Source organism: Dokdonia sp. Asnod2-E02, from assembly GCF_045063915.1.
In the GTDB taxonomy this organism is placed as follows: Bacteria; Bacteroidota; Bacteroidia; order Flavobacteriales; family Flavobacteriaceae; genus Dokdonia.
In genome coordinates, this window is record NZ_JBEFNX010000005.1 from 111,208 (window position 1) to 133,400 (window position 22,193).

The following is a 22,193-nucleotide window of genomic DNA, read 5'->3' on the forward strand; positions in this document are numbered from 1 at the left end:
AGCTGTAATTGTAAGAAAGTGCAAAATCGTTTATCGAAGGTCAAATACCATTCGTCTATACTAACGGTCGAGTAAACGTTTTTCGTCCGCTTTCGCGAAAACAAAGCCCCATATTTGTACTATCAAAAAAACATAACTACTTAAAAACAAATATTATGGCACTAGAAATAAACAACATTTACGGAGTAACTTGTATCAAAGGAAAAGTATCAAACACACACGTACAAGAAGTAAAAGGATACTTTAAAGCACTATTATCTGTAGAAGATAATGTCATCATAAATTTATGTGAGGTTAAAAAAGGAGCAAAGAAACTAGTAAGAGTTTTAGAAAGCTTACAAGCCGAAATCTCAGAAGAAAAATCACTTAAGTTTTTCAGCTATCCAGAGCCAGCAGTTGCCGAATTATATGCGCAAATTAATAACCAGTCTAACTATTATCAGGCAGCAGCATAAGACAACACAAATTACTATAACAACATCAAATCTATATATTATGAAACTAGCAATCGTAACGGCCTATCCACCGAGCAAAGTAACTTTAAACGAATATGCATACCACTTAGTAAAGCACTTTCGTCAAAACCAAGAAGTAACAGAACTGGTACTTCTTACAGATGTAACTCCAGACCAAGCAGATATCACTTTTGAAGAAGATGGATGTGAGATTACAGTAAAGCAATGTTGGAAATTCAACAGCTTAAAAAATGTATTCTCTATCGCAAAAGCCGTAAGAGCAACACAACCAGATGCAGTACTTTATAACCTACAGTTTATGAAGTTTGGTGATAAGAAGGTAGCTGCAGCGCTAGGATTGTTTTCTCCTTGGGTATCAAAAATGATGGGAGTAAAAACAACGGTATTACTTCACAATATAATGGAAACTGTAGATCTTGATAGTGCAGGTTTTACAAGTAATAAATTAAAAATAAAGGCATATAACTTCATAGGCGAGATGCTTACTCGTGTGGTACTTAAAGCAGATACTGTGGCGCTTACCATTAGTAAATATGTAGACATACTAGAAGAGAAGTATAACGCAAAAAATTGTGTGCTGATCCCTCACGGTACCTTTGAGATTCCAGAAGAGCCATCTTATGATGTTGCACCAGGTCCTTTAAAAATAATGACCTTCGGAAAATTTGGAACGTACAAGAAAGTAGAGATACTTATAGAAGCTGTTCAAATCGTAAGAGAGCAAACTGGTCGTGATCTTGAGATCGTAATTGCTGGTACAGATAGTCCTAACACGCCAGGATACCTAGCAGAAGTTCAAGAAGTATATAAACACGTTCCAAATCTTACATTTACAGGTTATGTAGAAGAAGAAGATGTACCTGTAATCTTTTCAGAAAGTGCGATGGTTGTTTTTCCATACACATCTACTACGGGAAGCTCAGGAGTATTACACCAAGCTGGAAGTTATGGTAAGGCAGTAGTAATGCCAGACTTAGGTGATCTTGGTATTCTTGTAAAAGAAGAAGGATACAGAGGTGAATTTTTTAACCCAGAGAGTTTACATAGTCTAGCTACAGGAATCCAAAACCTTGTAACAAACGACACTTACAGAACAGAAATAGCAAAAGCAAATTATCAAGCAGCAACAGCATTACCTATGAGCCGTATTGCTCAAATGTATATAGATGTTTTTAATGGCACATCAAGAAGAACAAAAAACACCACATTAATGGCAGCATAATTACCGGTTCTTAATGACCAAATAGGCATCGTCTTTCACCCCAAGTGTATTAACAATTCCAAAAAAAGCCTGTTTGTTCTTTCGCCACGGTAATCTACCAGCCACTTCACTCGGTATATCCCTAAAATCATAAAGTGTCCAAGAGAGATAGTGTATACTATCTCTTTTCTGGGTTTTATAAAACTCAGTATAATAAGCCGCTTGATCTTCTTCACCTGGACCTATAGGATTCCATAAACCGTGATAAGCGGCAAGACCAAATTCTTGTAAAACCACAGGCTTACTAGTTACATCTGTAATAGATTTATGAGCAGCACTTAGGTCCTTGAGGTCTTTGTAATAATGATAAGAGACAAGGTCTACTTTATTTTCTAGATGTAATGCGGCCTCTGGTGAAGACCAGCCTATAGTTACTGGATGTGTATTATCTATAGTCTTGAGATAATCTATCGTTTGACTCAGCCACGATAAAACCTCGCGTTGGCCACGACTTTCAAAATCTAGATTAGGCTCATTTTTTATATCCCATCCTAATAAAGCAGGATGGTCTTTTAAATGTGTTACGATACTATATAGATGAGCATTTGTAATAGTCCAGTCTTGTATGCGATAATCTCCATAAAAGTCAAAAAGAGTGACGACAACCTTAAGATTTGCTGCTTGCGCTTCATCTAGAAGTGATGTGAGTTTCTCAAGCTTTTCTCGCGGAACAGGCGCTTTGCCAAAATCCTCAAACCCCACAAAGACTCTTATAGAATTAAGCTTAAGATCATTAATGATTTTAAAATCTGCATTAAGAGTATCTTTACTAAATGTAGCACCAAAGGTATCCCAAGGGCTCCCTTGCGGGTAATAGTTAATTCCTTCTAACATTGCAAGATCAATCGGGATAGTCTCTTTTTGAGCATCATCTACTGGATGTGAGGCTACTTTTTCAAAATGTCGCACTCTCCAGAAGCCATCTTCCAGTAATAGTATGATTTTATAATCATCATTAAAAGAGCGCTCTACTAGAAATTGCTCATTTTTAAAAACACGTTCTACACCTGTGACATTGCGATCTGTAAGTACAACCAGTGTACCGTCTGCACTATAAAATTCTAGCGAGAGGTGATGGGTGAGGGTCGTACTTTCTATATATACGTTTGCCTCATTGTTTAAGGTGATTAAATCCTCAACCTTTCCGCGGGCTTGCTCTGTGAAATGATCAAAAACTCCAGCATTTTCACCTGTGTAAAAAGATCTATTTTTTACATACCAAGCGTCTAGATAATCTTCTTCTATGCTCGTAAGATTTGCTTCTTCCATAGGTCTACCAGGATTCTCAATAGACTCCCACGTCACCTGGGGTACATAGTGACGCTCTTTTGTTTCATCTAGGTGAAGCATCTTACTTCTGTCTGCACCCGTGTTTAAAAAAGCAATCACCTGACTGATACCATAGAGGATACCTGCATTTATGAGAATAAATCCAGCCAAAATTAAGATACGATATAGCGTTTTATTGGTTTTCAATCTGTAATGGTGATTTTGTATGTAGCCTCGAGTCCTAGGGTCTCAATGTTTACATCATATGTTCCTGCTGGATAGTCTTCTTCTTTAAGATAAAAGACGGCAGACCCATTTTTGGTTAAGCCGTTGTAGGTGTTATTATTTATAGTAATTTGAACGTCTATTCCATTTTGCACGAGCTGGCCTAGGTAACTCGTAAGTGGTCCTACGGTTAGATTTCTTTCGGTGATTTGTGGTGCTGGGATGCTGTCTATGATAGCTGTAAACTCTTGAGTAATGGTTTTGCTCTGTGCTATGCCTGTTGCTGCTGCCCGTACATTCCAGGTGGTAGGAAAGTGTGGGTGTAACGCTTTCGCGAAAGCGTACCCATTTATAGTACTCGCTGTAATCTGCCAGTGGGCACCTCTAGCATTCGTCATAAAAAAGGTAACGAGTGTCCCGTCTGTCATTACATTACCGTGTGCATCGCGTATTTGCGAACTATTAAATGTGATGATTTCATTACCATCTGCATAGTTGTGATTACTACTTGCGGTGATAGTAAAATCTTGAGCAACATCTGGAAATACATCTGCAACCAACTCCTTAGACGAAATATTTTCAATCGTACTTCCCGTGCTCACTCGGCCGGTCTTAAGTGGAGCATAAATACGTTTCCACACAAAGCCAGATGTAACCTCGTGAGATGTAGTTGTAATTTTAGATTTAAACTGCGACTTGAGAGCCACTTCTGTATTATCTGGCAGCGTGTTATCTAGTGTATCTGTAGGGATACTCACGAGCATCGTGTAGTCACGCACATTTGCAACAATACTACGTGGCCCAAGATAAGTTTCTACAGTGCCTAGTTGAGTAGGGTTGGGCAGTAGTCTAAAACTTCCTTCTTGCGTAACCTTATCATTAAGATATAGGCTATAATTTACCACACCACTACGTTTTGTAAAACTAGGAGGAATATAAAACTGTGGTGTATTATTAATCGCTTCGGGCTCTATAACAATCGTAGCATAGGTGCTAGAGAGAATGAGATAAGCCTGTCCCGTGGCAATAGTAGTGTCACCCATCGTGGTAATGTAGATTCCCTTTTCTGTAACTGTAGTATCCTCTATGTTGTTTATAGATAGTGTTATAGGCGTAGCTGTAACTTCAACGGGTTCTTCTTTACAACTAGACATACCGAAGCATATGAGTATACTCATATATAAAAGTAAATGCGATATGTTGGTGTGGCGCTTCATTATTTTGGGTTACCTACATAGTTATTTGTGATGATGGTGATATATGCATACGGCATACCTGCTATAGGTATAAACGTACGGTTAGTCCCAGCATCATTGCGTTGAGGCACCACTTTATCAGAGATACTCTGGTTAGGTAGTCCATTTACAGAGGCCGTTGCTAGTCCAGATGCAACTTCTGTAGGTAATGCATCTGTATAAAGTACTTCAGAAAAAGGGCGTTTGCGTTGCTGGCGCACACTCTCATCTATATATCTGCTTTCTACCCATAACAACTCTTTGTCTTCATTATAGTAGCCTATGAGTAGTTGTGGTATGGTGGCTTCTTCTATACTCGTATTAAAGAGAAAACCATTTAATGTTGTGTCTTTTTGTGTGACATTAAAAAGGTCTGCAGCTTGGTAAAGATCTGTAGTTGCTACGTTTGCGCTTACTTGTACCTCAAAGTTTACTGGGATGTCTGTAAGATCTACCTCTGTAAATGTATCTGGCTCGTAGGTAGTAGGCTTTTCTTCTAGCGCAGATACCCAAGCAATACCCTCAAAGTTTATACGATATAGCGTTGTTTCCTTAGGCAGTAGTTTATGCTTTACTACATCTTTTGCATTAAATCTTGCCAGCTCCTCATTTTCTTCATTATATAAAGCTCCTGTCACAGAGATATCTGCAGGGATATTATCTACATTCTGTATTTCGCCTACAATAGCATAGGTTGTGTCTAGCTGTACTAGTCTTGCAGAGAGTACCTCTACAACGGGTTGTTTAAGTACATCTTCGTGAAAGGTTTGCTCTGAGGTGACGGCACGCTTACCGTGATTATAATACCTAGTGCCACTTTGTATGAGCAATTGCTCTGGTGGGATGTCTGGATCTACCTTTTGAGGTATAATGTACCACTTGCTCTTCTTTTTAATGAGCTCCAGCTCATCTTGAGTTTGTATCTCCTTGAGGGGTGTAATCCAGGTAGCATCTACAACACCTTGAGCAGTTGTGTCTGTCTTAGGAGTTATATCTATGTGCAAGCTATCTAGCTTTGCATATGAACTTAACAGGCCATCTGAGACAGATATCTCAAGCATAAACTGTGAGAGTTTTTTATCACTCTCTGGATCAAGATAAGAGTGCGCACGCTCAAACTCTTTAAAATCTACAGCATCATAATAGGCCGTGACCACATTTCTAGCAGAGAGTTGTGTGGTGTTTTTTACATAAAATAGATATCCTGCATAGGCTATAATAATGAGTAAAACAATCGTCCATAAAATAGAAGCCCAGTATAATAAGGATGGTGCTCGCTTGTATTTTGCCGCAAATGCAAAATATAATGGAAGCTCATTTTTTCTATTAAAAGATCGCGTCCACAAGGCACCTAGATGCAATAGTATTGCGAGTATTACTGTTGAGAATGGAATGATGCCCCACATAAGTTTTAAAACTAGCGGTGCATCTTCTCTAGGAAGCACACTAGGTAAGGGAGCAATACCTGCTTTTTCCCAAACCATAATACCGTTTTCTAGTAAGCTTAATCTGTGCCAGCCAGCAAAGTAGAGTAGTGGGTCATAAAATTTATCATTAGAAAATACATATTTTAAATGATACTTTTCTGGTACCGTAAGAAACTGCTGTAGCGAGCCTATTCCTTCTATACCTCTATATTTTGAGTTTTCGAGACGCTCTACCGCTCGTGTGGTAAGCTCTGGCAGCCTTCTAGCAGAGTGGTAATCTCCATCTACCGTGGTTGCCTCAGTTTGTGCAGAGAGCCACGCCATCTGGTCTCCAAAACCTAGTGGTAAGTATCGCCATTTATAATGCTCATCTTCATTTAAGAAGTTTACAATAGGCGTCATCTTAATTACATCTGGCTGGCTCGGTCTAAATTTCCCTAGGGTAATTGTAAAAATGGCAATAAAAATAAAGAGTAGCGATAAAAATGCTCCAGATGCTCTATGCACCAGCGTTCCCCATTTTTCTTGCAAGTAATCCTTATAATCTCCCTCTACAAAGCGGTAACAAAATTCACCAAAAACCGGCAGTGCCATTATAGATGCCCATAATGTAAAGCGGTCTAGTGTAAGGATATTAAAGGCATTTTCGCCTAGCATTGCCAGCGGAATAGGTGTAGTACCCCCAGTACCCAAAATAAAAAGTAATGTAAATGAGATGCCAAAAAATAGAAGGCGCTTGCTATAATATCTATAAAAGAAATAAGGAAGCAAGAACATTAAAAGTCCCCAAGGGATCACAAAGAACACCAGTCCAGAAGAGAGTACTTCAAGAAAGCTGTCACGCGACCCGTGCGGTATAGGCACCTGCGTGATGGGATTGTTTTTTGTATTTACCCAGTACGGCAAGATGCACGTGATGATAAGAAACAAGGAACATCCTCCAAATATGATGATGCGTCTTAGGTGGGTCCATACCGCTTTCGCGAAAGCGATAACAGTCACCTCTTTTGTACTATTAACCTTTTCTCTCGCAGCATCCATTACCACCATTCCTAACAGCGGGAATATGAAGAAAACCATACCAAAGATAGGAGTCACGTGATGCGAAGTAACCGTTACCGAGAGTAATGCCAGTGCTTTAAAGAGGTGTCGTTTACGCGCAGTTTTTACCCAGAGATATATTTCCGGCAGGCAATGCATTAATACAGAGATACCTATAATGCTAGGAAGTTGCCCAAATATATGGAGCGTTTCTACAAAGGAAGAACTAAATACGGCTAGCACCGCAGCATAACCAGCGACTTTTTTATTAGGTATAAGCACCATCGTAAAGCGATACACTCCAGTAATAAATAGTACGACTCCCGTGAGGGCGACGGTAAACATCCCAAATTTAAGACCACCTATGTAAGAGAGTGCTCCTATAGTTTGATGCACTAGTGGTGGGTATCCCATTACTGTAAAGCCAGTATACCAGCTATAACTCCAAGGCTCAAACCAGTTAGTCGCATAGTGATTTGCAAAAAACAGGTGTATAAGAGCGTCATAAGTGCGCTCTACAGTAAAAAACATAGCCGTCCCGTGGAAAATCATTCCGAGGAGTACGGCACTTACTAAATATTTGTTAGTTCTAGACTGTTTCATTTGGGAGTGAAAAGATACCCTTTTTAATATTCTGATTCAAAGATAGTTCTTTCGATGAATGGTTCATCCTTCGACGAATGGTAACCGTCGATACAAAGAATCCAGCCATCGAAAATTCAGAAAAATAGCTGCAATTTGGAGGTATGTTTGTCTTGTAAAACAATAACAACACACAAAAACACACATTATGAAAACTGGAATAATCATCCCTTGCTACAACGAAGAAAAGAGACTTAACACAGAAGCATTTGTAAAATTCATTAAAGAAAACCGCGATTACCACCTATGTTTTGTAAACGATGGAAGTAAAGATAAAACGCTAGAGGTTCTTTATAGTATGAAAGAACAAGCGCCTAATGCAATAAGCATTGTAGATGTAAAAAAGAACTCTGGTAAAGCAACCGCTGTAAGAGCAGGAGCTAGATTCTTATACAGTAAGTCTACTATCTCTACGATAGGATTTATGGATGCAGACCTTTCTACAGACTTCAGAGATTTTAAGGACCTCGTTAAAACTCTGAAGACTGAGGGAAAGCTCGTAGTTTTTGGTTCTAGAAACGCTTTAGGAAGCGGTGAGATAGAGCGTAACTTTATGAGAAATATGTTTTCAAAATTTGTGAAGCAGTTTATCTTATTAATCTTAGGATTACCTATAAGAGATACGCAGTGTGGAGCAAAAGTATTTACAAGAAGTATCGTACCTGCGGTATATGACAAAGCTTTTACAAGTAGATGGTTATTTGACGTAGAGATCTTCTTACGTCTTAAAAAGTACTTAGGCAAAGAAAACACGATGAACAACATCTTTGAGCAGCCACTTATGAGATGGGTACACGTAGATGATTCAAAATTAGGAATGAAAGACGCTTTACAGATCCCTATGAATCTTACACAGATCTGGTTTAACTACGCAGTGAAAAACAATGCAGCTGTCAAGGTGATACCTACAGAATTTGCACTAGATACTATGACGCCAGAACTTTCTATAGCAGCATAATAACTACCGTTTCCTAGTCCCCATAAAACATCATTTATCCACATCAAATCTACTATTATGAACATCTATCCAATAAAATTTGAACCTATCCTTCAAGAAAAAATTTGGGGAGGATCAAAACTACAATCGGTACTTAACAAGAAATGTACTAGCGATACGACTGGCGAGAGCTGGGAAATATCTGGAGTAGAAGGAAATATATCACAGGTAGCAAACGGATTATACGAGGGAGAATCACTGGTTTCTCTTTTAGAAAACCACACCAGTGAGTTTGTAGGAGCTGCAAATTATGAACGATTTGGAAATGAGTTTCCGCTACTTATAAAGTTTCTAGACGCTAAGACAAATCTTTCTGTACAAGTACACCCAGATGATGAGATGGCACAAAGAGATCATAACTCATACGGTAAAACCGAAATGTGGTACATAATGGATCACGAAGAAGAAGCAGAGATCATATTAGGTCTTAAAGATAAAAATGCAAATACAGAAATCTTACGTGATGTGACAGGAGATAATGTATATGATGTATTTAATAAAGAAAAAGTAACAAGAGGCGATGCATATTTTATACCTGCAGGAAAGATACACGCCATAGGAGCAGGTGTACTCGCAGCAGAGATACAGCAAACCTCAGATATCACCTATAGAGTATATGACTGGGATCGCACAGATAAGGAAGGTCAAAAAAGAGATTTACACCTAGACCAGTCTGTTGCAGCTACTAAGGAGTTTACTGAAGAATGTAAGAAAGATTGCAAAGTAGAAGATAATCTATCACAGAATGTTGTTGCTTGTGATTATTTTACAACAAATAGCTTTAATGTAAATAGTACATTTCAAAGATCATTTACTAACCTAGATTCGTTTGTTATCCTTATGTGTGTAGAGGGTACAGCATCTGTAACTGTAAATGATAAAACAGAAATTATATCTATGGGCGAAACTATTCTCTTACCAGCACAATGTGATGAAGCTTCATTTTTTGCTCAGAATGCAAAGTTTTTAGAAGTGTATATTGATTAAGAAATAGATCTAGGGTATCACTGTGATGTAAACCTAATAATGTACGTTGTTGTTATTGTTACATTAAATAGATTAAGCATTACAGAGTAGAACTATTAGATCATAAATAAATCCGCATCAACTATAAAAAGTTGTTTGCGGATTGTTTTTTTAATTCCTCATCGCCGTTTTTAAGAATTAATTTATAGTTATGTACGAGAGGGTAAGAGCTACGTAATATATACTTCTAGTAACTTTACACCTTTTGTTATAAAGTCTATATGCTCTATAGTAGCTGGAATTAAAATAGTTTCACCTTTACTAAGTTCATAAGTAGTATTAAAACATTGTAAACTAGTCTTTCCTTCTACACATATATATATCACAAATGATTTTATGGAGCTGAGATCTCTAGAGAAACTATCTTTTAAATGTAATGAGTTCGTTTTAAAGTATGGGCTAAAAATCAGTTTATTAACCTTATTAGGACAGGTTTCATAACCTGTAGCATAAGAGGCATAATGATTATAATCTATAGCGTCTAGCGCTAGATTGGTATGTAAGTCTCTCTTTTTACCAGTGGTTTTATCTACTCTGTCATAATCATAAATCCGGTAGGTGATATCTGAGGTTTGTTGTATTTCGGCAAGTAATACTCCAGCACCTATGGCGTGTACTCGTCCTGCAGGAATGTAATAAGCACTACCTTCTTTTACTTTTTCGGTGTTAAGAATTTCTGGGAGCGTGTTGTCTTGCAAATGTTCTTGATAGTTTTCTTGAGAGACTCTCTTATTAAATCCTACTATAAGTTCGGCATCTTTTTCGGCCTGCATAACATACCACATCTCGTTTTTTCCATACGAGTTATGTCTTTGTCTTGCGAGGTCATCGTTAGGGTGAACTTGTATTGATAATGGACTTTTTGCATCTATAAATTTGATTAATAGCGGAAATGTTGAACCAAAGTTGTCATAAACACTTTGACCTACTAGCTCATCCTTATAGGTTTCTATCAGGTCTTTTAGGGTTTTTCCGGATAATGGTCCTTCACTCACCTTAGTCTCGTTACCTGGCACACCAGACACTTCCCAAGATTCACCTATTGAGTTTTGCTCATAGTTTTTATTGAGTTCAGTTTTTAATTTTTCACCTCCCCAAATACGATAGCTGTAAACGGGGGTAAACTTTAGGGGATAGAGTGTCATCTTTATAAGTATTTTGTTGCAAATGTGCTTGCTATGTGTTGTAGATGGTATTCCGCTTTCGCGAAAGCGTCATTAAGATCTCTAGCTTTTTCCATTACAGAGGCTGCATATACAATCCCTATATGCTCTAGTTCAATTTTATCAAGATCAATTGCCCCACAGAAAGCGGCAACTTTACTGTTGTTTCTTTTTGCAGAAGTGATTACTCCTTGAATGGTCTTTCCAGAGAGTGTCTGGCTGTCTAATTTACCCTCACCAGTGATAATCCAGTCTGCATCTTTGATACGATTGTCAAAATCTGAAAGTGATTTTATAAGGTCTATGCCTGGGCTAAGCTTACCATTCAAAAAAATCTTTGCGGCTATGCCCATACCACCAGCAGCACCTGCACCTTCTATAAGTTGTGGGTTTATATTAAAATGGTTTTCTATCACTTGCGCTATGTCCTTAAGTCCTTGGTCTAGCAAAGTGATATCATTTCGTGTTGCTCCCTTTTGAGCTGCATATACCTGGGCAGCACCGTTTGTACCGTAAAGGGGGTTTTTTACATCACAGGCGATTTCAAAATTTACATTTGCAAGACCTGGGTGTATTGCACTAGCGTCTATTGTGACAACGCTAGAGAGATTTGCACCTATGGGATGTACTGTGTTTCTATTTTTATCTAGAAACTGATATCCTAATGCTGTAGCCATACCTATACCACAGTCATTTGTTGCACTACCGCCTATACCTAGTATAATTGTTGTAGCGCCTTTATTTATAGCATCTACAATCAGCTCACCAGTACCTAGGGAAGTTGCGTTTTTACAATCTAATTGTTGCTCTGAGAGTAATTTTACTCCAGAGGCTTCTGCCATTTCTATAAAAGCTGTTTGAGTTTGTGATGCATATAGGTAAGTGGCTATTACTTTTTCAAAAAAAGGATTACTTACAGCTACATCTATATGCTCACCTTTAAGATAATAGTTTACAACCTCTATGGTACCATCTCCACCATCTGCCAGAGGAAGTTTAAGTATATCAATATCTGTGCAAACAGAATGTATCCCATCTATTACGGCATCACAAAACTGTAATCCTGTAAGGGAATTTTTGAACTTATCTGGTGCTAAAACTATCTTCAAAATATCTCAAATTAGCTTAAAATACGTTGCATAGACATTGCAAGAATCACAATAACTATAAAGTAGCTCAAGAGGATAATTACTTCTCTTTTTCCTGCTTTGTAGAAGAAGACTTCAAGACCTTCTTTGCGCTCACGTTTTATAATAAGGCTTATACTGTAAGCTACTGCCATAGTAACGATACATCCTATAGCGTTCCACCAGAACCAGAATATGGCAGGTACATAAAGCCATAAATACATATTAAAGAGTACACCCGCTACAATACCTATGTTTGCGCCTAGGGCGTGTGTCTTCTTAGTTAATATAGCAAGTATAAATGCGGCAAGGATAGGTCCATAAAAGATGGAGCTTATTTTATTAATAACCTCTATTACAGTACCCTCTATACTACCTGCAAAAAAAGCAAAAAACAAACATACTAGCCCCCAGAATACCGAAAGCAAACGAGAGTTCATTACATATTGCTTATCTGTCATATTAGGTTTAAAACGTTTAATAAAATCCTCAAGAGTTACTGCAGATAGGGAATTTACCGTAGAACTCAATGAAGACATCGCTGCAGACATAATTGCCACAATAAGAATACCTATAATACCATTAGGTAAATACTTGATGATAAAAACAGGCACCATCAAATCTGCTTTTTTACCTTCTAAGGAAGAAATGTTAGTTTGATACACACTATCTAAAAGCTCTTGAAAACCTGCGTCTTGTATAAGTAAGGTTCCTAGCACGAGACCCATTATACAATAGGTAAGTGTTATTGGGAATCTAAAGAGGCCATTTGCAAGTAGTAATTTTTTTATGGTAGGCATTCCTTTTGCAGAGAGAAGGCGCTGCGACTGTGTTTGATCTGTACCGTAATATGAGGCATATAAAAAGAAACCACCTATCACCATAGGCCAGAATCCAAATTCATCATTCTTATCTGCATTATCAAATCCCCACTTAGAAAAATCTACAGCGGTAAGCCTATCTTGATCTACATTAGTCAAGAAGTTTTCAAAACCACCTAGCTCACTTATTCCATAAACAAGACACACTATAATACCAAAAAAGAGAATACACATTTGTATCACATCTCCCCATATCACAGCCTTCATACCTCCTTGAAAAGAATATATCATCGTGATGACACCTATAATAAGCACAGAAATCCAGAAATCTATACCAATAGTGGCTTGTAAAATAAGCGCCATCGTATACACCATCACACCTGTCGCAACAGATCTACTTATCTGGAAAACAAAGCTAATGAGCAAACGTGAGGAGGCATCAAATCTTTTTTCTAGATACTCATAAACACTTACGATACCAGACTTATATAAAGACGGGATTATAGCTATAAGCAAGAACGCCATTGCTAGTGGCACTCCAAACTCATAAGTTAACCACTGTAAACCTCCACCATCTTTAAGCCCTACAAATGCCGGTGCCGAAATAAAACTTATGGCAGACAGCTGCGTAGCCATAGTCGATAAACTGAGCGGAAACCACCCCATAGACTGCCCTCCTAGAAAGTAATCTTTTGAGTTGTTGTTTTCTTTAAAGAAATAGCCTATTCCTAAGAAACCGAGGAGATACACGACAATGATAATGTAATCTATATAATTCATTTCTTATGCTTTGATGATTAGTAGTTGTGATATTTACGCTTTCGCGAAAGCGTAATACTCCCTGTAAAATACTTAAAAGTAATGTATTAGACTTCTTATAAGAACCTACAGGGAGATACATACTTAGAGTAAATGGGGGAACTTGGTATGTTTTAATCTTTGCTCAATAAATCTATTAATAGCGCTGCACTCCAAGAAAAGTCATTACCACCATAACCGCCGCTACCGTCCGTATGCATTTCCTTTCTTGAGTCAAAATATTCATAAAAACCATTTTTTTCTATAAGAGCAATGGTATCTTCTTTTACGCGCGCTGCAATATCATTGTATCCATAAGAGATGAGACCCTTATAAAGCATCCAGTTGAGGTTCACCCACACTGGTCCTCTCCAGTACTTTTTTGGATTAAAGCGCTCACTAGTAGGGTCAAATGATGCACATAGATATTGATGGTCACCTCCAAATTTTTTCATCATAGTCTGCACCATTTTTTCTGCACGTTCTGGTGAAGGAATACCGGCAAATAAGGGAGCAAATGATGATGAGGATAGATAGGGTAGTGGCTTTTCATTACGTAAGTCGTAGTGAATGTATGCACCCACTTCTTTATCAAATAGCTTGTTATTAAATGACTTTACAGCCTTGTCTTGCCATTTTTTGAGTTGTCCAATTTTATCATCGTTACCTCCTAACAGTTCATACAGTTCAATAAGACATTTATTAGACTTTATAAGAACTGCATTAAAAAGGGGGTCTTGTACCAGAAAAGGAGACAGCTCTGCAATTTTTGCATCATCATAGTTATTTGCTTTTGCTATCTCAATAATGTGTAGATAGTGGTCATACTCTCTTTTTGATGGTCTCTCAGAAGCATCTACGTGTGTAGTATCTCTCCTTTCAAAAGTATAATCTGGGGGATTCATTGTTTTCCAGATATCATCCCATATAGGTGAGTTATCTGTGCCAGACTCCCAGTTGTGATAAATGTATACAAGGCCCTCGTCTTGAGGGTCACGTTTATTATAAAAGTATTTGTGATTGTGATATACCTTATCTATTACAGATTGTACAAAGGCTAGTGAAGCTTTTTTGTTATTACTGGTATCATAGAGTTCTTTAAGTACAAATCCTGTAACTGGAGGTTGAGTCATCCCAGTAGATTTATATTTTTTTGAAGATTGTGGGTGTAAGCTTGATTTATGAAAATCTGCTCCTGGAAAATAGGTATCTGTTTCTGTGTGAAAAATGATGTGAGGTATAAACCCATTATCCCACTGTGCATCTAGTAGTGTTTCTATCTCTTTTTCTGCCTTAGGCATATCAAAATGGGCAAAACCAATAGCAATCAAACCAGAGTCCCAAAACCATTGAAAAGGGTAGAGGTTTGCACAAGGAATACTAAAGGTATCTTTCCAGTTTTTATTTAATACATCAATCGCTCTTTGCTGTAATGTTTTCATATAGTAAAATGATTAATAAGGACTCATTATCTACCTATTGTAGATAATGAGCCCTAACAAACTAATTAACAAGTAAATTAAAAATTAAAAGTAGCAGTCAAGAAAAGTCTGCGTGGTAGGATAGGTCTCCCGAAAAAGAACTCTCCATCTCCAGACTGCCCAGCAATACCTGCGCGAGGGTTACCCTCGGTGAGGCCACTGCTGTCAAAAAGATTAAACACAGACATACCAACTCTAAGGGAGTTGTCATCTTGTGTCTCAAAAGTATAACCAGCACCAAGTCTTGCAATAGTTATCGCATCTAGCTCTACATTATTTGTGTCATCTGTAAATTTTGCCCCTGTGTGATTTAAGCTAAAGTTTGCATCAAACTTTTTCTGACTGTAGTTAAGACCTAGACTTCCTAAAAATTTAGGTTGTCTCGCGATCTCATTACCTTCATTTATAGTGGCACTGGTATTATCAACTAGATTCAGGGTTTCGTTTTGGGTAATTTCGTGATTTTGATATGTTGCCGTAGCATTTATACTAAAGGCGTCAGATAACTTGTAGTTACCTGTTGCTTCAAGACCTATAGTACGTGTGGTTTGTTCACTTCTGGCTTGGTCTACAAGTTGTCCTCCTACGATAGCTTGATCTATACGTATACGGTCACTTAAGTTTACATAATAACCAGCCACAGATCCAGAGAAGGCTGCTGTACCAAATTTTGCTCCAGCTTCTGCTTGTATAATTGTTTCTGCATCATAGTTAGTCTCTCTTATGCCTGGTGTAGGAGCAAAACCTCTTTGTTGAGGGAAGAAAAAACCTCTTGAGAAGTTTGCATACAAGTTTGTAGCATCTGTAAGTTCATAAAGACCGGCAAGTGATACTGCCCAGTCTGTAGCATCTATTTCTCCTACAGCAAAGCTGCCATCTGCATATGATACATTCTGAAGATTATCTGTAAGTTCATCATTTTCATATACCTCAGAGGTAGCAATACCACCTCTTCTAAATGTTCCTGCAGTATTTTCAATACGTACACCTACATCAAAGCGCCATCTATCATAAACCATCTCATCTGTAAGATAAAAAGCAGTCCTGCTTTGATCTAAAAAGTTATTTGAGGTCATACCTATACGGTTATATAAACCACCAGTAGAGTAGATGACATTGCTACCTCCAGCATCTGTGTAATTAAGATTTACGAGACGAGGATCATTATTAAATTCAGACAGCACTCTGTATTGATAGTTTACATCCTCTGCTTCTGTTCTGGCAAGATATGTTCCTAATGTAAACGTGTGATTTCTATTTTCTGTTTTATAAACTAAGTTAGCCTCCCCAGAGTAGTCTGTCATAGGTCGTAAACGGTCTACGTGTAGATTTTCTACTAGGAGGTCATTACCATCTATTTGTCCACCAGCTCCATTTTGATAAGTTGCATTAAAGCCAGTATTATCTGGAGCAACGGCTGCTACATAATCGTTTAAGGTAATTGGGTTTCCATAATCACCATTTCCACCTACATAAAGAGCAAAGTTGTGCTCATAGTTTGCATATTTTGCTTTTGCATTAAACTGTAAGTTGTCAGAAAGGTTATAATCAAAATCTGCCATAAGGTAACCTCCACTTGTAAAAACACCATCATCTATAGGGCTTGTGTAAGCACCTCCTGGTGTGCGGAAAGACGTATTTGCAAGGTCTCCTGCAAGTAACTGCTCTACGGGTTCACCATCGTTACCATTTATACGTTCTCTTGATCCTCCTTGTAGTGGGAGAGGTAAGTAAAACTGGGCTCTGTCGTTAATAAATTGTCCGTGCACAGTAAAAGATCCATTATCAAATTTCTTTTTAATATTTGCTCTAAACTGTACTCCACGCGTATCAAGACCCGTATCTATAGGACCGCTATCTTTTCTTATAAATCCCGTAAATGCATAAAATGTATTTGAGTCTTCACCACCTAGTTTTCCTCCTGTGTAAAAATCTGTTTTAAGACGACCCTCTGTACCGTATTCTAGATTTATGATGTTTTCATCATTTGTGTCTCCTGTTTTACTAGTATAGTTAATAATACCAGCCACAGACCCTGCACCATATAAAACTGCAGCACCACCTCTTACAAACTCTACACCTTTAAAACCTATATCTGGTCTTGCATACACATCGTGAGCAGATGAGTTAAGACCAAAGGTGCTCATAAGTGGCATACCGTCATATTGTAACGGGTTAAATACATACTGTCCTCCAGAGGGTAAACCTCTCACAAAGAGATTTGTTGCGGTCTCACCACCACCACCTTCTGCGGTGATACCTGGGACACCACGAAGGATATCTGCCTGACTGTTTGCAGATAACTTTGTAATCTCTTCTTGTTTTACAGAACTTATAGACAGAGGTGCCTGTTTTTGAGATCTAAAGGTAGATGATGCAGTAAGCACAACTTCATCTAGGGCATTACCATCTTGTAAGACGATATTATAACTAAGTGGGGAGCCGTTTAATGTTATAGTTTCTGTAAATGTTTTATAACCTACATACGAAGTAAGAAGTGTTTGTGAGCCAGTAAGACTTGTAGAAAAAATAAAGTTTCCGTCAAAATCTGATACGGTACCTTCTGTAGTACCATCTATAGTCACATTTGCACCAGGTATAGGCATACCTGTATTATCCTTTACTGTTCCAGAAATTTCCGTTTGCGAGAAACTTATAACAGCGCTCATAGCGAGTAGTAAACTGAGTAGTAGCTTTTTCATTATAAATGCGTTTAATTGATTTTCAATGTAAATATATTTTCATATTCATAAAAATGATGCTAATAATTTAGCATATTTGTATGCAAACGTTTGCGAAAACGTTTGCAACTTTACTTTTTAGTTAATTTTATGTTATGAAGAAAGAGGTAACTACCCTTAAGACTATTGCAAAAAGATTAAATATCTCAATATCAACTGTTTCTAGAGCACTTAATGATCACCCAGATATAAGTAAAGAGACAAAGGCAAAAGTGCAGGAGCTTGCAAACGCGTTACACTACGTGCCTAATATTTTTGCAAAAGGTTTTAGAAAACATAAGTCTAATATTATAGGGGTCATTGTACCTACCATAACACACTATTTTACAACTACCATAGTGAGGGGTATACTAGAAGAAGCTGCTGTAAAGGGATATCGTGTTATTATATCTGAGTCTAATAATGATGTTACCAGCCAGAATGAGATGCTCAATACAATGATACAATTTGGCGTAGACGGGATACTTGCCTCTCTTACAAAGATGACTCGTAATATAGATACTATATTACCCATCGCACACACAGTACCATTAATTCTATTTGATAAAGTCTCAGAAAAAATACCCTGTACTCAAATAACTATTAATGATGAGCAAGCCGCTTTTAATGCAGTAGAGCATCTTATTAATATAGGAAAGAGAAGAATAGCTATCATAAAAGAGGGTGAGTTTTCTTATACCTCACAGAAGCGTTATAAAGGATATATAAAAGCCCTAGAAGCTCATAATATTGCTGTAGACGATAAAATTATATTAAGTGTAGATGACATCTCTCTAAATCAAGGGAAGCGTATGACTAATATTTTATTAAGTCTCAAAAAAAGACCAGATGCTATTTTTGCAATAACAGATAGTGCCGCAATAGGGGTCATACAGACTCTTAATAAATCAAATATTAGAATCCCAGAGGAGATTGCCGTTGTAGGCTTCAGTAATTCTAAAAGCTCAAAAATAGTAGAGCCTAATCTCACTACTGTAAGTCAGCCTGGTAATTTGATAGGGAAGACTGCAGTATCATATCTTATTAGCGAGATAGAGAATGAGAGCGATACAGAAATGACCACTAGTAAAACCGTAGAGATTAACACGGAACTTATAGTAAGGGAATCTACATTAAAATTAAGCTAGTTTGCAAGCTTCTTTTTACGCTTTCGCGAAAGCGTACTACAAAAAACATCAATTATGACTATTTATAGTACATTAGTATGCCTTAATGATTTTTAAAATAGAGCAATTTTTCTAAATTGAAAATGGTCTAATAAATCACAAACACTCGCAATAATGGAGGATCTTCTTACTTTTTCTTTAACCGTATTTACCGGTTTTTTTGCCATTACAAATCCTATATCAAATATGACAATTTTTTTGTCGCTTACAGAGGGTGCCAGTAAGAAGGTAAAAAGGGATATTAATAAAAGAGCAACAATAGTGGCCTTCATTATCGTAGCACTGTTTGTACTATTAGGTAAGTTTATTTTTGAATTATTTGATATCACCATACCTGCTTTTAAAATTTTTGGAGGGATACTCGTCTTTCTTATAGGTTTTGATTTACTTCAGTCTAAGAAGTCTAGTGTAAAGCACCTCAAAACGGTAGATGTAGATGAAAATATTGCAATATCACCTCTAGCTATACCTATTATCGCGGGACCCGGTACAATTGTTACTGCAATGAACTCTGTTGCAGATGCGAGTTATATGCAAATAGGTCTTGTGATTTTCATTTTTGGTTTAATGTGCTTATTAACTTATATCACCTTTCGTGCGAGCGATTTTATCGTAAAAGTCTTAGGTAATAATGTGATCTCTGTGATAGGAAAGATTATGGGGTTAATCATTGGTATAATAGGTACTGGGATGATTATTGAGGGAATTAAAATTTCGTTTAACTTATCATAAGTAAGCTCGTTATAGAGGTGAGTTGTGAGATATATTGTAAATTATAGTACTAAAAATCAATCCTCAGATTATGAAAATAGCAATACGTTATGTACTTGTTCTACTTTTTTTAAGCAGTTGTACATCAAGTAAATTGATACCTTCTCAATCTGTTTCTGACGCTTTTAAGGAGGCAAGTCTAGATCGTATTCTCATTTTTGGGAATACAGAAGATAAAGAGCTTCAAAACAGATTTGAAAACAAGATGGCTGTTATAATGCAGGCAGAAGGTATCGTTCCTTACAAAATGCACGAAGTTTTTCCAGATGTAGTCTATAAGGAAGAACGTACTCAAACAGAGATAGAACAGTTTATTGTAAACTGCAAATCAAAAAATATTGACAAGATTCTTTTTGCCTCACGTAAGTCTATGACTGTAGATACGGTACTATCAAAGTCTCTGCATAATTATATGAACTCCCTAGAACCACTTAGAATGGGGAGCTCGTCTTCACAAGATCTTTCATATGATAAAAAAGAAATTGTCACCTATATCATTGAGGCAGCGGTATATGATATTGCCACAACCTCAGAAGATAAGCCTATTGCTACAACTACCTTAAAAGCTGTAGCACCAAAATCTCTAGATGACCTAGAAAACAAGTTTATAAAAGCAATAGAAAAACTATTTAAGAGTAGATAAATATAGACTTACTCATTTTTACTTTTAATAATATAGAAAGGGACAGCTGCCTTACTCCCTAGTTTACTTACTACTGGCTCGTTTATAAGGTTCTCTATAAAGTTATGCTTGTATACAATCATTACTAGCATATCGATATTAAAATCTTCTATAAAAGATCCTATAAGCATTCTCTTTTTTGCAGTTGCTTCTACATAATTTATATCTGTTTCAATAGGGTGTAATAATCGCTTTAAAGAATTTAAATTGTTGAGTTGTTCTATATGTAGACTCTGTTCATCGCCTATATGTAGTATTTGAATTGTAGTATCGTCTAGTGCAGATGTTTTTTTTAATGGAGCAATATCATTATCAAACGAACGTGTAAAATCTGTGGGAAAGGCTATTTGCTGTAGTGGTTCAAATTGATAATTATCTGGTATAATAAGTACGTCACATCGTTTAGTATTTTTGACAACCTTAATGGTATTACTCCCAAAAAAAAGCTCTTTTGCTCCTGTAGCTCCTTTGGTGCCCATTACAATAAGGTCAATGTTATGTTGGTTAATGCTAGCTTCAATGCCATTAAGTAGCGAGGTATCTGTGTGTATAGCCCTAAATGTATGTTGTGCGTTTTTATGTGATTGTGCTATTTGATCTTTATAAGCAGACAATTTTTTTTCTGAAGCTTTCTTCATCTCTTCTACATAATTTGAGGTGATAGTTGCTCTGTTGCTATCAGTAGGGAAAGACCACGCGTGAAATATATAAAATGTGCAATTTTCTTGTGCATATAACTTAATTGCATACTGTATTGCACTTAATGCATTGTTAGAAAAATCGGTAGGTAGCAGTATAGATTTCATAGGTTTATTTTTCTCAAAATTATGACCATCTTATTAACTCTAAAATGACTTTGGTCAGTGTTTAAAACTTATATATACTGGTAATTTGTATCACACCTTACAAATCATAATACATTGCTATGCGTTATTATATTTTTCTAATTTGTATGCTAGTTAGCTCTTGGTCTACAAGTGCTGCACAAGTAGAAAACCGCTACTTTGATATAATACATAACAATAAAGTTATAGGGAGTTTAAAAGCCGAAAAAACCATAGATGATAACAAAACTCTTTACCAGAGCACCACAAATATTACAGCAACGATTATATGGGAAACACAAATAAACTATAATTATAAGGTGTTATTTGAGAGTGGGCTACTACAAACCTCAGACGTTGATATTTTTGTAAATGATAAACCGCGTGCTCAAACATATACAAGAAAACAAGACAGCCTTTTTATAATCTCTAGAGATAATAAAAGACCTCAGTTCTATAAAGAACCTATTAATTATACGACCATCCAATTATATTTTGAAGAACCCACAGCTATAACGAGCTGTTATTCTGAGCAGGATGGAAGTATTAATAAATTAGTAGCGCTGGGTAATCACTCGTATAAAAAGGTAAATGCCAAAGGCCGAGAAAACCTTTACTTCTATAAAGATGGGAGACTTATAAAAGCAAGTATAGACGGTGGGATTATACAATTTGAACTCGTAGCCACGGCTAAGATGTAAAAGTTCAATTATAAAAATGTGTAGAAATAAAAAAAACCTTACAATCATTTGATTGTAAGGTTTTTGTGACCTCGACAGGATTCAAACCTGTAACCTCTTGAGCCGTAATCAAGTGCGCTATTCAGTTGCGCCACGAGGCCGTTTAGAAACAATAATTACTTGTTTGTTTCGGGGTGCAAATATACAATCATTTTATTGTTACACACAAGAAAAAGATAAAAAAAATGAGATTGTTTTAAACTCAAAACGATAGTTGTCATTCATTCAGCGTTTTACAATATTGATTAATTTATAGCACAAACTTTTGTATATCTTAGTA

At 36.9% G+C, this 22,193-nt stretch carries 17 protein-coding genes and 1 tRNA gene; 8 read left to right on the plus strand and 10 right to left on the minus strand.

The window, feature by feature from the left end; genetic code table 11:
* Positions 1-155 precede the first annotated feature (155 nt).
* Together ACJJVM_RS00485 and ACJJVM_RS00490 are read left to right on the plus strand one after the other, a co-directional pair.
* Positions 156-455 carry a hypothetical protein gene (locus tag ACJJVM_RS00485; protein ID WP_035336592.1) on the plus strand — a complete coding sequence of 100 codons (300 nt, stop codon included), beginning with the start codon at positions 156-158 and terminating at the stop codon, positions 453-455.
* A gap of 40 nt (positions 456-495) precedes the next feature.
* Positions 496-1,698, plus strand: coding sequence for a glycosyltransferase (locus ACJJVM_RS00490; RefSeq protein ID WP_405210413.1), 1,203 nt, complete (start codon positions 496-498; stop codon positions 1,696-1,698).
* Here the strand turns inward: ACJJVM_RS00490 and ACJJVM_RS00495 are convergent, their stop codons facing one another.
* From ACJJVM_RS00495 to ACJJVM_RS00505, 3 genes are read right to left on the minus strand one after another with little or no spacing between them, the layout of a single operon-like run.
* Positions 1,699-3,213, minus strand: coding sequence for a glycoside hydrolase family 2 TIM barrel-domain containing protein (locus ACJJVM_RS00495; protein WP_405210414.1), 1,515 nt, complete (start codon positions 3,211-3,213; stop codon positions 1,699-1,701).
* On the minus strand, positions 3,210-4,409 hold the full coding sequence (locus ACJJVM_RS00500) for a hypothetical protein (protein ID WP_405210415.1): 1,200 nt from the start codon (positions 4,407-4,409) through the stop codon (positions 3,210-3,212). Before ACJJVM_RS00500 ends, ACJJVM_RS00495 begins: the two co-directional genes overlap by 4 nt.
* Before the next feature lie 38 nt (positions 4,410-4,447).
* Entirely contained in the window at positions 4,448-7,537 is a 3,090-nt protein-coding gene (locus tag ACJJVM_RS00505) for a hypothetical protein (protein WP_405210416.1), read from the minus strand.
* A 187-nt stretch (positions 7,538-7,724) separates the two neighbouring features.
* Here ACJJVM_RS00505 and ACJJVM_RS00510 point away from each other — a divergent pair, with 187 nt between their 5' ends.
* Positions 7,725-8,534 (plus strand): dolichyl-phosphate beta-glucosyltransferase, encoded by an 810-nt coding sequence (locus ACJJVM_RS00510; protein ID WP_405210417.1) that lies wholly within the window; start codon positions 7,725-7,727, stop codon positions 8,532-8,534.
* Between the two features lie 57 nt (positions 8,535-8,591).
* On the plus strand, positions 8,592-9,560 hold the full coding sequence (locus ACJJVM_RS00515) for a type I phosphomannose isomerase catalytic subunit (protein ID WP_405210418.1): 969 nt from the start codon (positions 8,592-8,594) through the stop codon (positions 9,558-9,560).
* 209 nt (positions 9,561-9,769) lie between these two features.
* On the opposite strand, the gene ACJJVM_RS00520 is transcribed toward ACJJVM_RS00515, so the two are convergent.
* From ACJJVM_RS00520 to ACJJVM_RS00540, 5 genes are all read right to left on the minus strand, one after another.
* Positions 9,770-10,744 carry a type I phosphomannose isomerase catalytic subunit gene (locus ACJJVM_RS00520; protein ID WP_405210419.1) on the minus strand — a complete coding sequence of 325 codons (975 nt, stop codon included), beginning with the start codon at positions 10,742-10,744 and terminating at the stop codon, positions 9,770-9,772.
* Between the two features lie 2 nt (positions 10,745-10,746).
* Positions 10,747-11,871 (minus strand): glycerate kinase, encoded by a 1,125-nt coding sequence (locus ACJJVM_RS00525; protein ID WP_405210420.1) that lies wholly within the window; start codon positions 11,869-11,871, stop codon positions 10,747-10,749.
* 11 nt (positions 11,872-11,882) lie between these two features.
* Positions 11,883-13,490: a sodium:solute symporter gene (locus ACJJVM_RS00530; RefSeq protein WP_298351081.1), complete on the minus strand. Its 1,608-nt coding sequence runs from the start codon at positions 13,488-13,490 to the stop codon at positions 11,883-11,885.
* Positions 13,491-13,642: 152 nt separating this feature from the next.
* A complete protein-coding gene (locus ACJJVM_RS00535) occupies positions 13,643-14,950 on the minus strand; it encodes an amylo-alpha-1,6-glucosidase (RefSeq protein ID WP_405210421.1) in 1,308 nt (435 codons plus the stop codon).
* Positions 14,951-15,027: 77 nt separating this feature from the next.
* Entirely contained in the window at positions 15,028-17,691 is a 2,664-nt protein-coding gene (locus tag ACJJVM_RS00540) for a TonB-dependent receptor domain-containing protein (RefSeq protein WP_405210422.1), read from the minus strand.
* A gap of 134 nt (positions 17,692-17,825) precedes the next feature.
* Here ACJJVM_RS00540 and ACJJVM_RS00545 point away from each other — a divergent pair, with 134 nt between their 5' ends.
* The 3 genes from ACJJVM_RS00545 (at position 17,826) to ACJJVM_RS00555 (ending at position 20,310) form a co-directional block, all read left to right on the plus strand.
* Complete coding sequence (locus ACJJVM_RS00545; RefSeq protein ID WP_299150142.1) at positions 17,826-18,857, plus strand: LacI family DNA-binding transcriptional regulator; 1,032 nt, start codon at positions 17,826-17,828, stop codon at positions 18,855-18,857.
* Between the two features lie 153 nt (positions 18,858-19,010).
* The gene (locus ACJJVM_RS00550; RefSeq protein WP_298351076.1) at positions 19,011-19,628 is read left to right on the plus strand and encodes a MarC family protein; all 618 of its coding nucleotides are present in this window, start codon (positions 19,011-19,013) and stop codon (positions 19,626-19,628) included.
* A gap of 70 nt (positions 19,629-19,698) precedes the next feature.
* Complete coding sequence (locus ACJJVM_RS00555; RefSeq protein ID WP_405210423.1) at positions 19,699-20,310, plus strand: hypothetical protein; 612 nt, start codon at positions 19,699-19,701, stop codon at positions 20,308-20,310.
* Between the two features lie 8 nt (positions 20,311-20,318).
* Here ACJJVM_RS00555 and ACJJVM_RS00560 read toward each other — a convergent pair whose 3' ends face one another.
* Entirely contained in the window at positions 20,319-21,155 is an 837-nt protein-coding gene (locus tag ACJJVM_RS00560) for a universal stress protein (protein ID WP_405210424.1), read from the minus strand.
* A 119-nt stretch (positions 21,156-21,274) separates the two neighbouring features.
* Between ACJJVM_RS00560 and ACJJVM_RS00565 the strand changes: the two genes are divergently transcribed.
* On the plus strand, positions 21,275-21,874 hold the full coding sequence (locus ACJJVM_RS00565; protein WP_405210425.1) for a DUF6134 family protein: 600 nt from the start codon (positions 21,275-21,277) through the stop codon (positions 21,872-21,874).
* 66 nt (positions 21,875-21,940) lie between these two features.
* Here ACJJVM_RS00565 and ACJJVM_RS00570 read toward each other — a convergent pair.
* Positions 21,941-22,014, minus strand: a tRNA-Arg gene (locus tag ACJJVM_RS00570).
* Positions 22,015-22,193 lie beyond the last annotated feature (179 nt).

Coding starts and splice junctions, on each gene's coding strand:
- ACJJVM_RS00560 (WP_405210424.1), bottom strand. CDS start 21,155: ATGAAATCTATACTGCTACCTACCGATTTTTCTAACAATGCATTAAGT.
- ACJJVM_RS00510 (WP_405210417.1), top strand. CDS start 7,725: ATGAAAACTGGAATAATCATCCCTTGCTACAACGAAGAAAAGAGACTT.
- ACJJVM_RS00505 (WP_405210416.1), bottom strand. CDS start 7,537: ATGAAACAGTCTAGAACTAACAAATATTTAGTAAGTGCCGTACTCCTC.
- ACJJVM_RS00490 (WP_405210413.1), top strand. CDS start 496: ATGAAACTAGCAATCGTAACGGCCTATCCACCGAGCAAAGTAACTTTA.
- ACJJVM_RS00545 (WP_299150142.1), top strand. CDS start 17,826: ATGAAGAAAGAGGTAACTACCCTTAAGACTATTGCAAAAAGATTAAAT.
- ACJJVM_RS00515 (WP_405210418.1), top strand. CDS start 8,592: ATGAACATCTATCCAATAAAATTTGAACCTATCCTTCAAGAAAAAATT.
- ACJJVM_RS00550 (WP_298351076.1), top strand. CDS start 19,011: ATGGAGGATCTTCTTACTTTTTCTTTAACCGTATTTACCGGTTTTTTT.
- ACJJVM_RS00535 (WP_405210421.1), bottom strand. CDS start 14,950: ATGAAAACATTACAGCAAAGAGCGATTGATGTATTAAATAAAAACTGG.
- ACJJVM_RS00555 (WP_405210423.1), top strand. CDS start 19,699: ATGAAAATAGCAATACGTTATGTACTTGTTCTACTTTTTTTAAGCAGT.
- ACJJVM_RS00530 (WP_298351081.1), bottom strand. CDS start 13,490: ATGAATTATATAGATTACATTATCATTGTCGTGTATCTCCTCGGTTTC.
- ACJJVM_RS00540 (WP_405210422.1), bottom strand. CDS start 17,691: ATGAAAAAGCTACTACTCAGTTTACTACTCGCTATGAGCGCTGTTATA.
- ACJJVM_RS00565 (WP_405210425.1), top strand. CDS start 21,275: ATGCGTTATTATATTTTTCTAATTTGTATGCTAGTTAGCTCTTGGTCT.
- ACJJVM_RS00520 (WP_405210419.1), bottom strand. CDS start 10,744: ATGACACTCTATCCCCTAAAGTTTACCCCCGTTTACAGCTATCGTATT.
- ACJJVM_RS00485 (WP_035336592.1), top strand. CDS start 156: ATGGCACTAGAAATAAACAACATTTACGGAGTAACTTGTATCAAAGGA.
- ACJJVM_RS00500 (WP_405210415.1), bottom strand. CDS start 4,409: ATGAGTATACTCATATGCTTCGGTATGTCTAGTTGTAAAGAAGAACCC.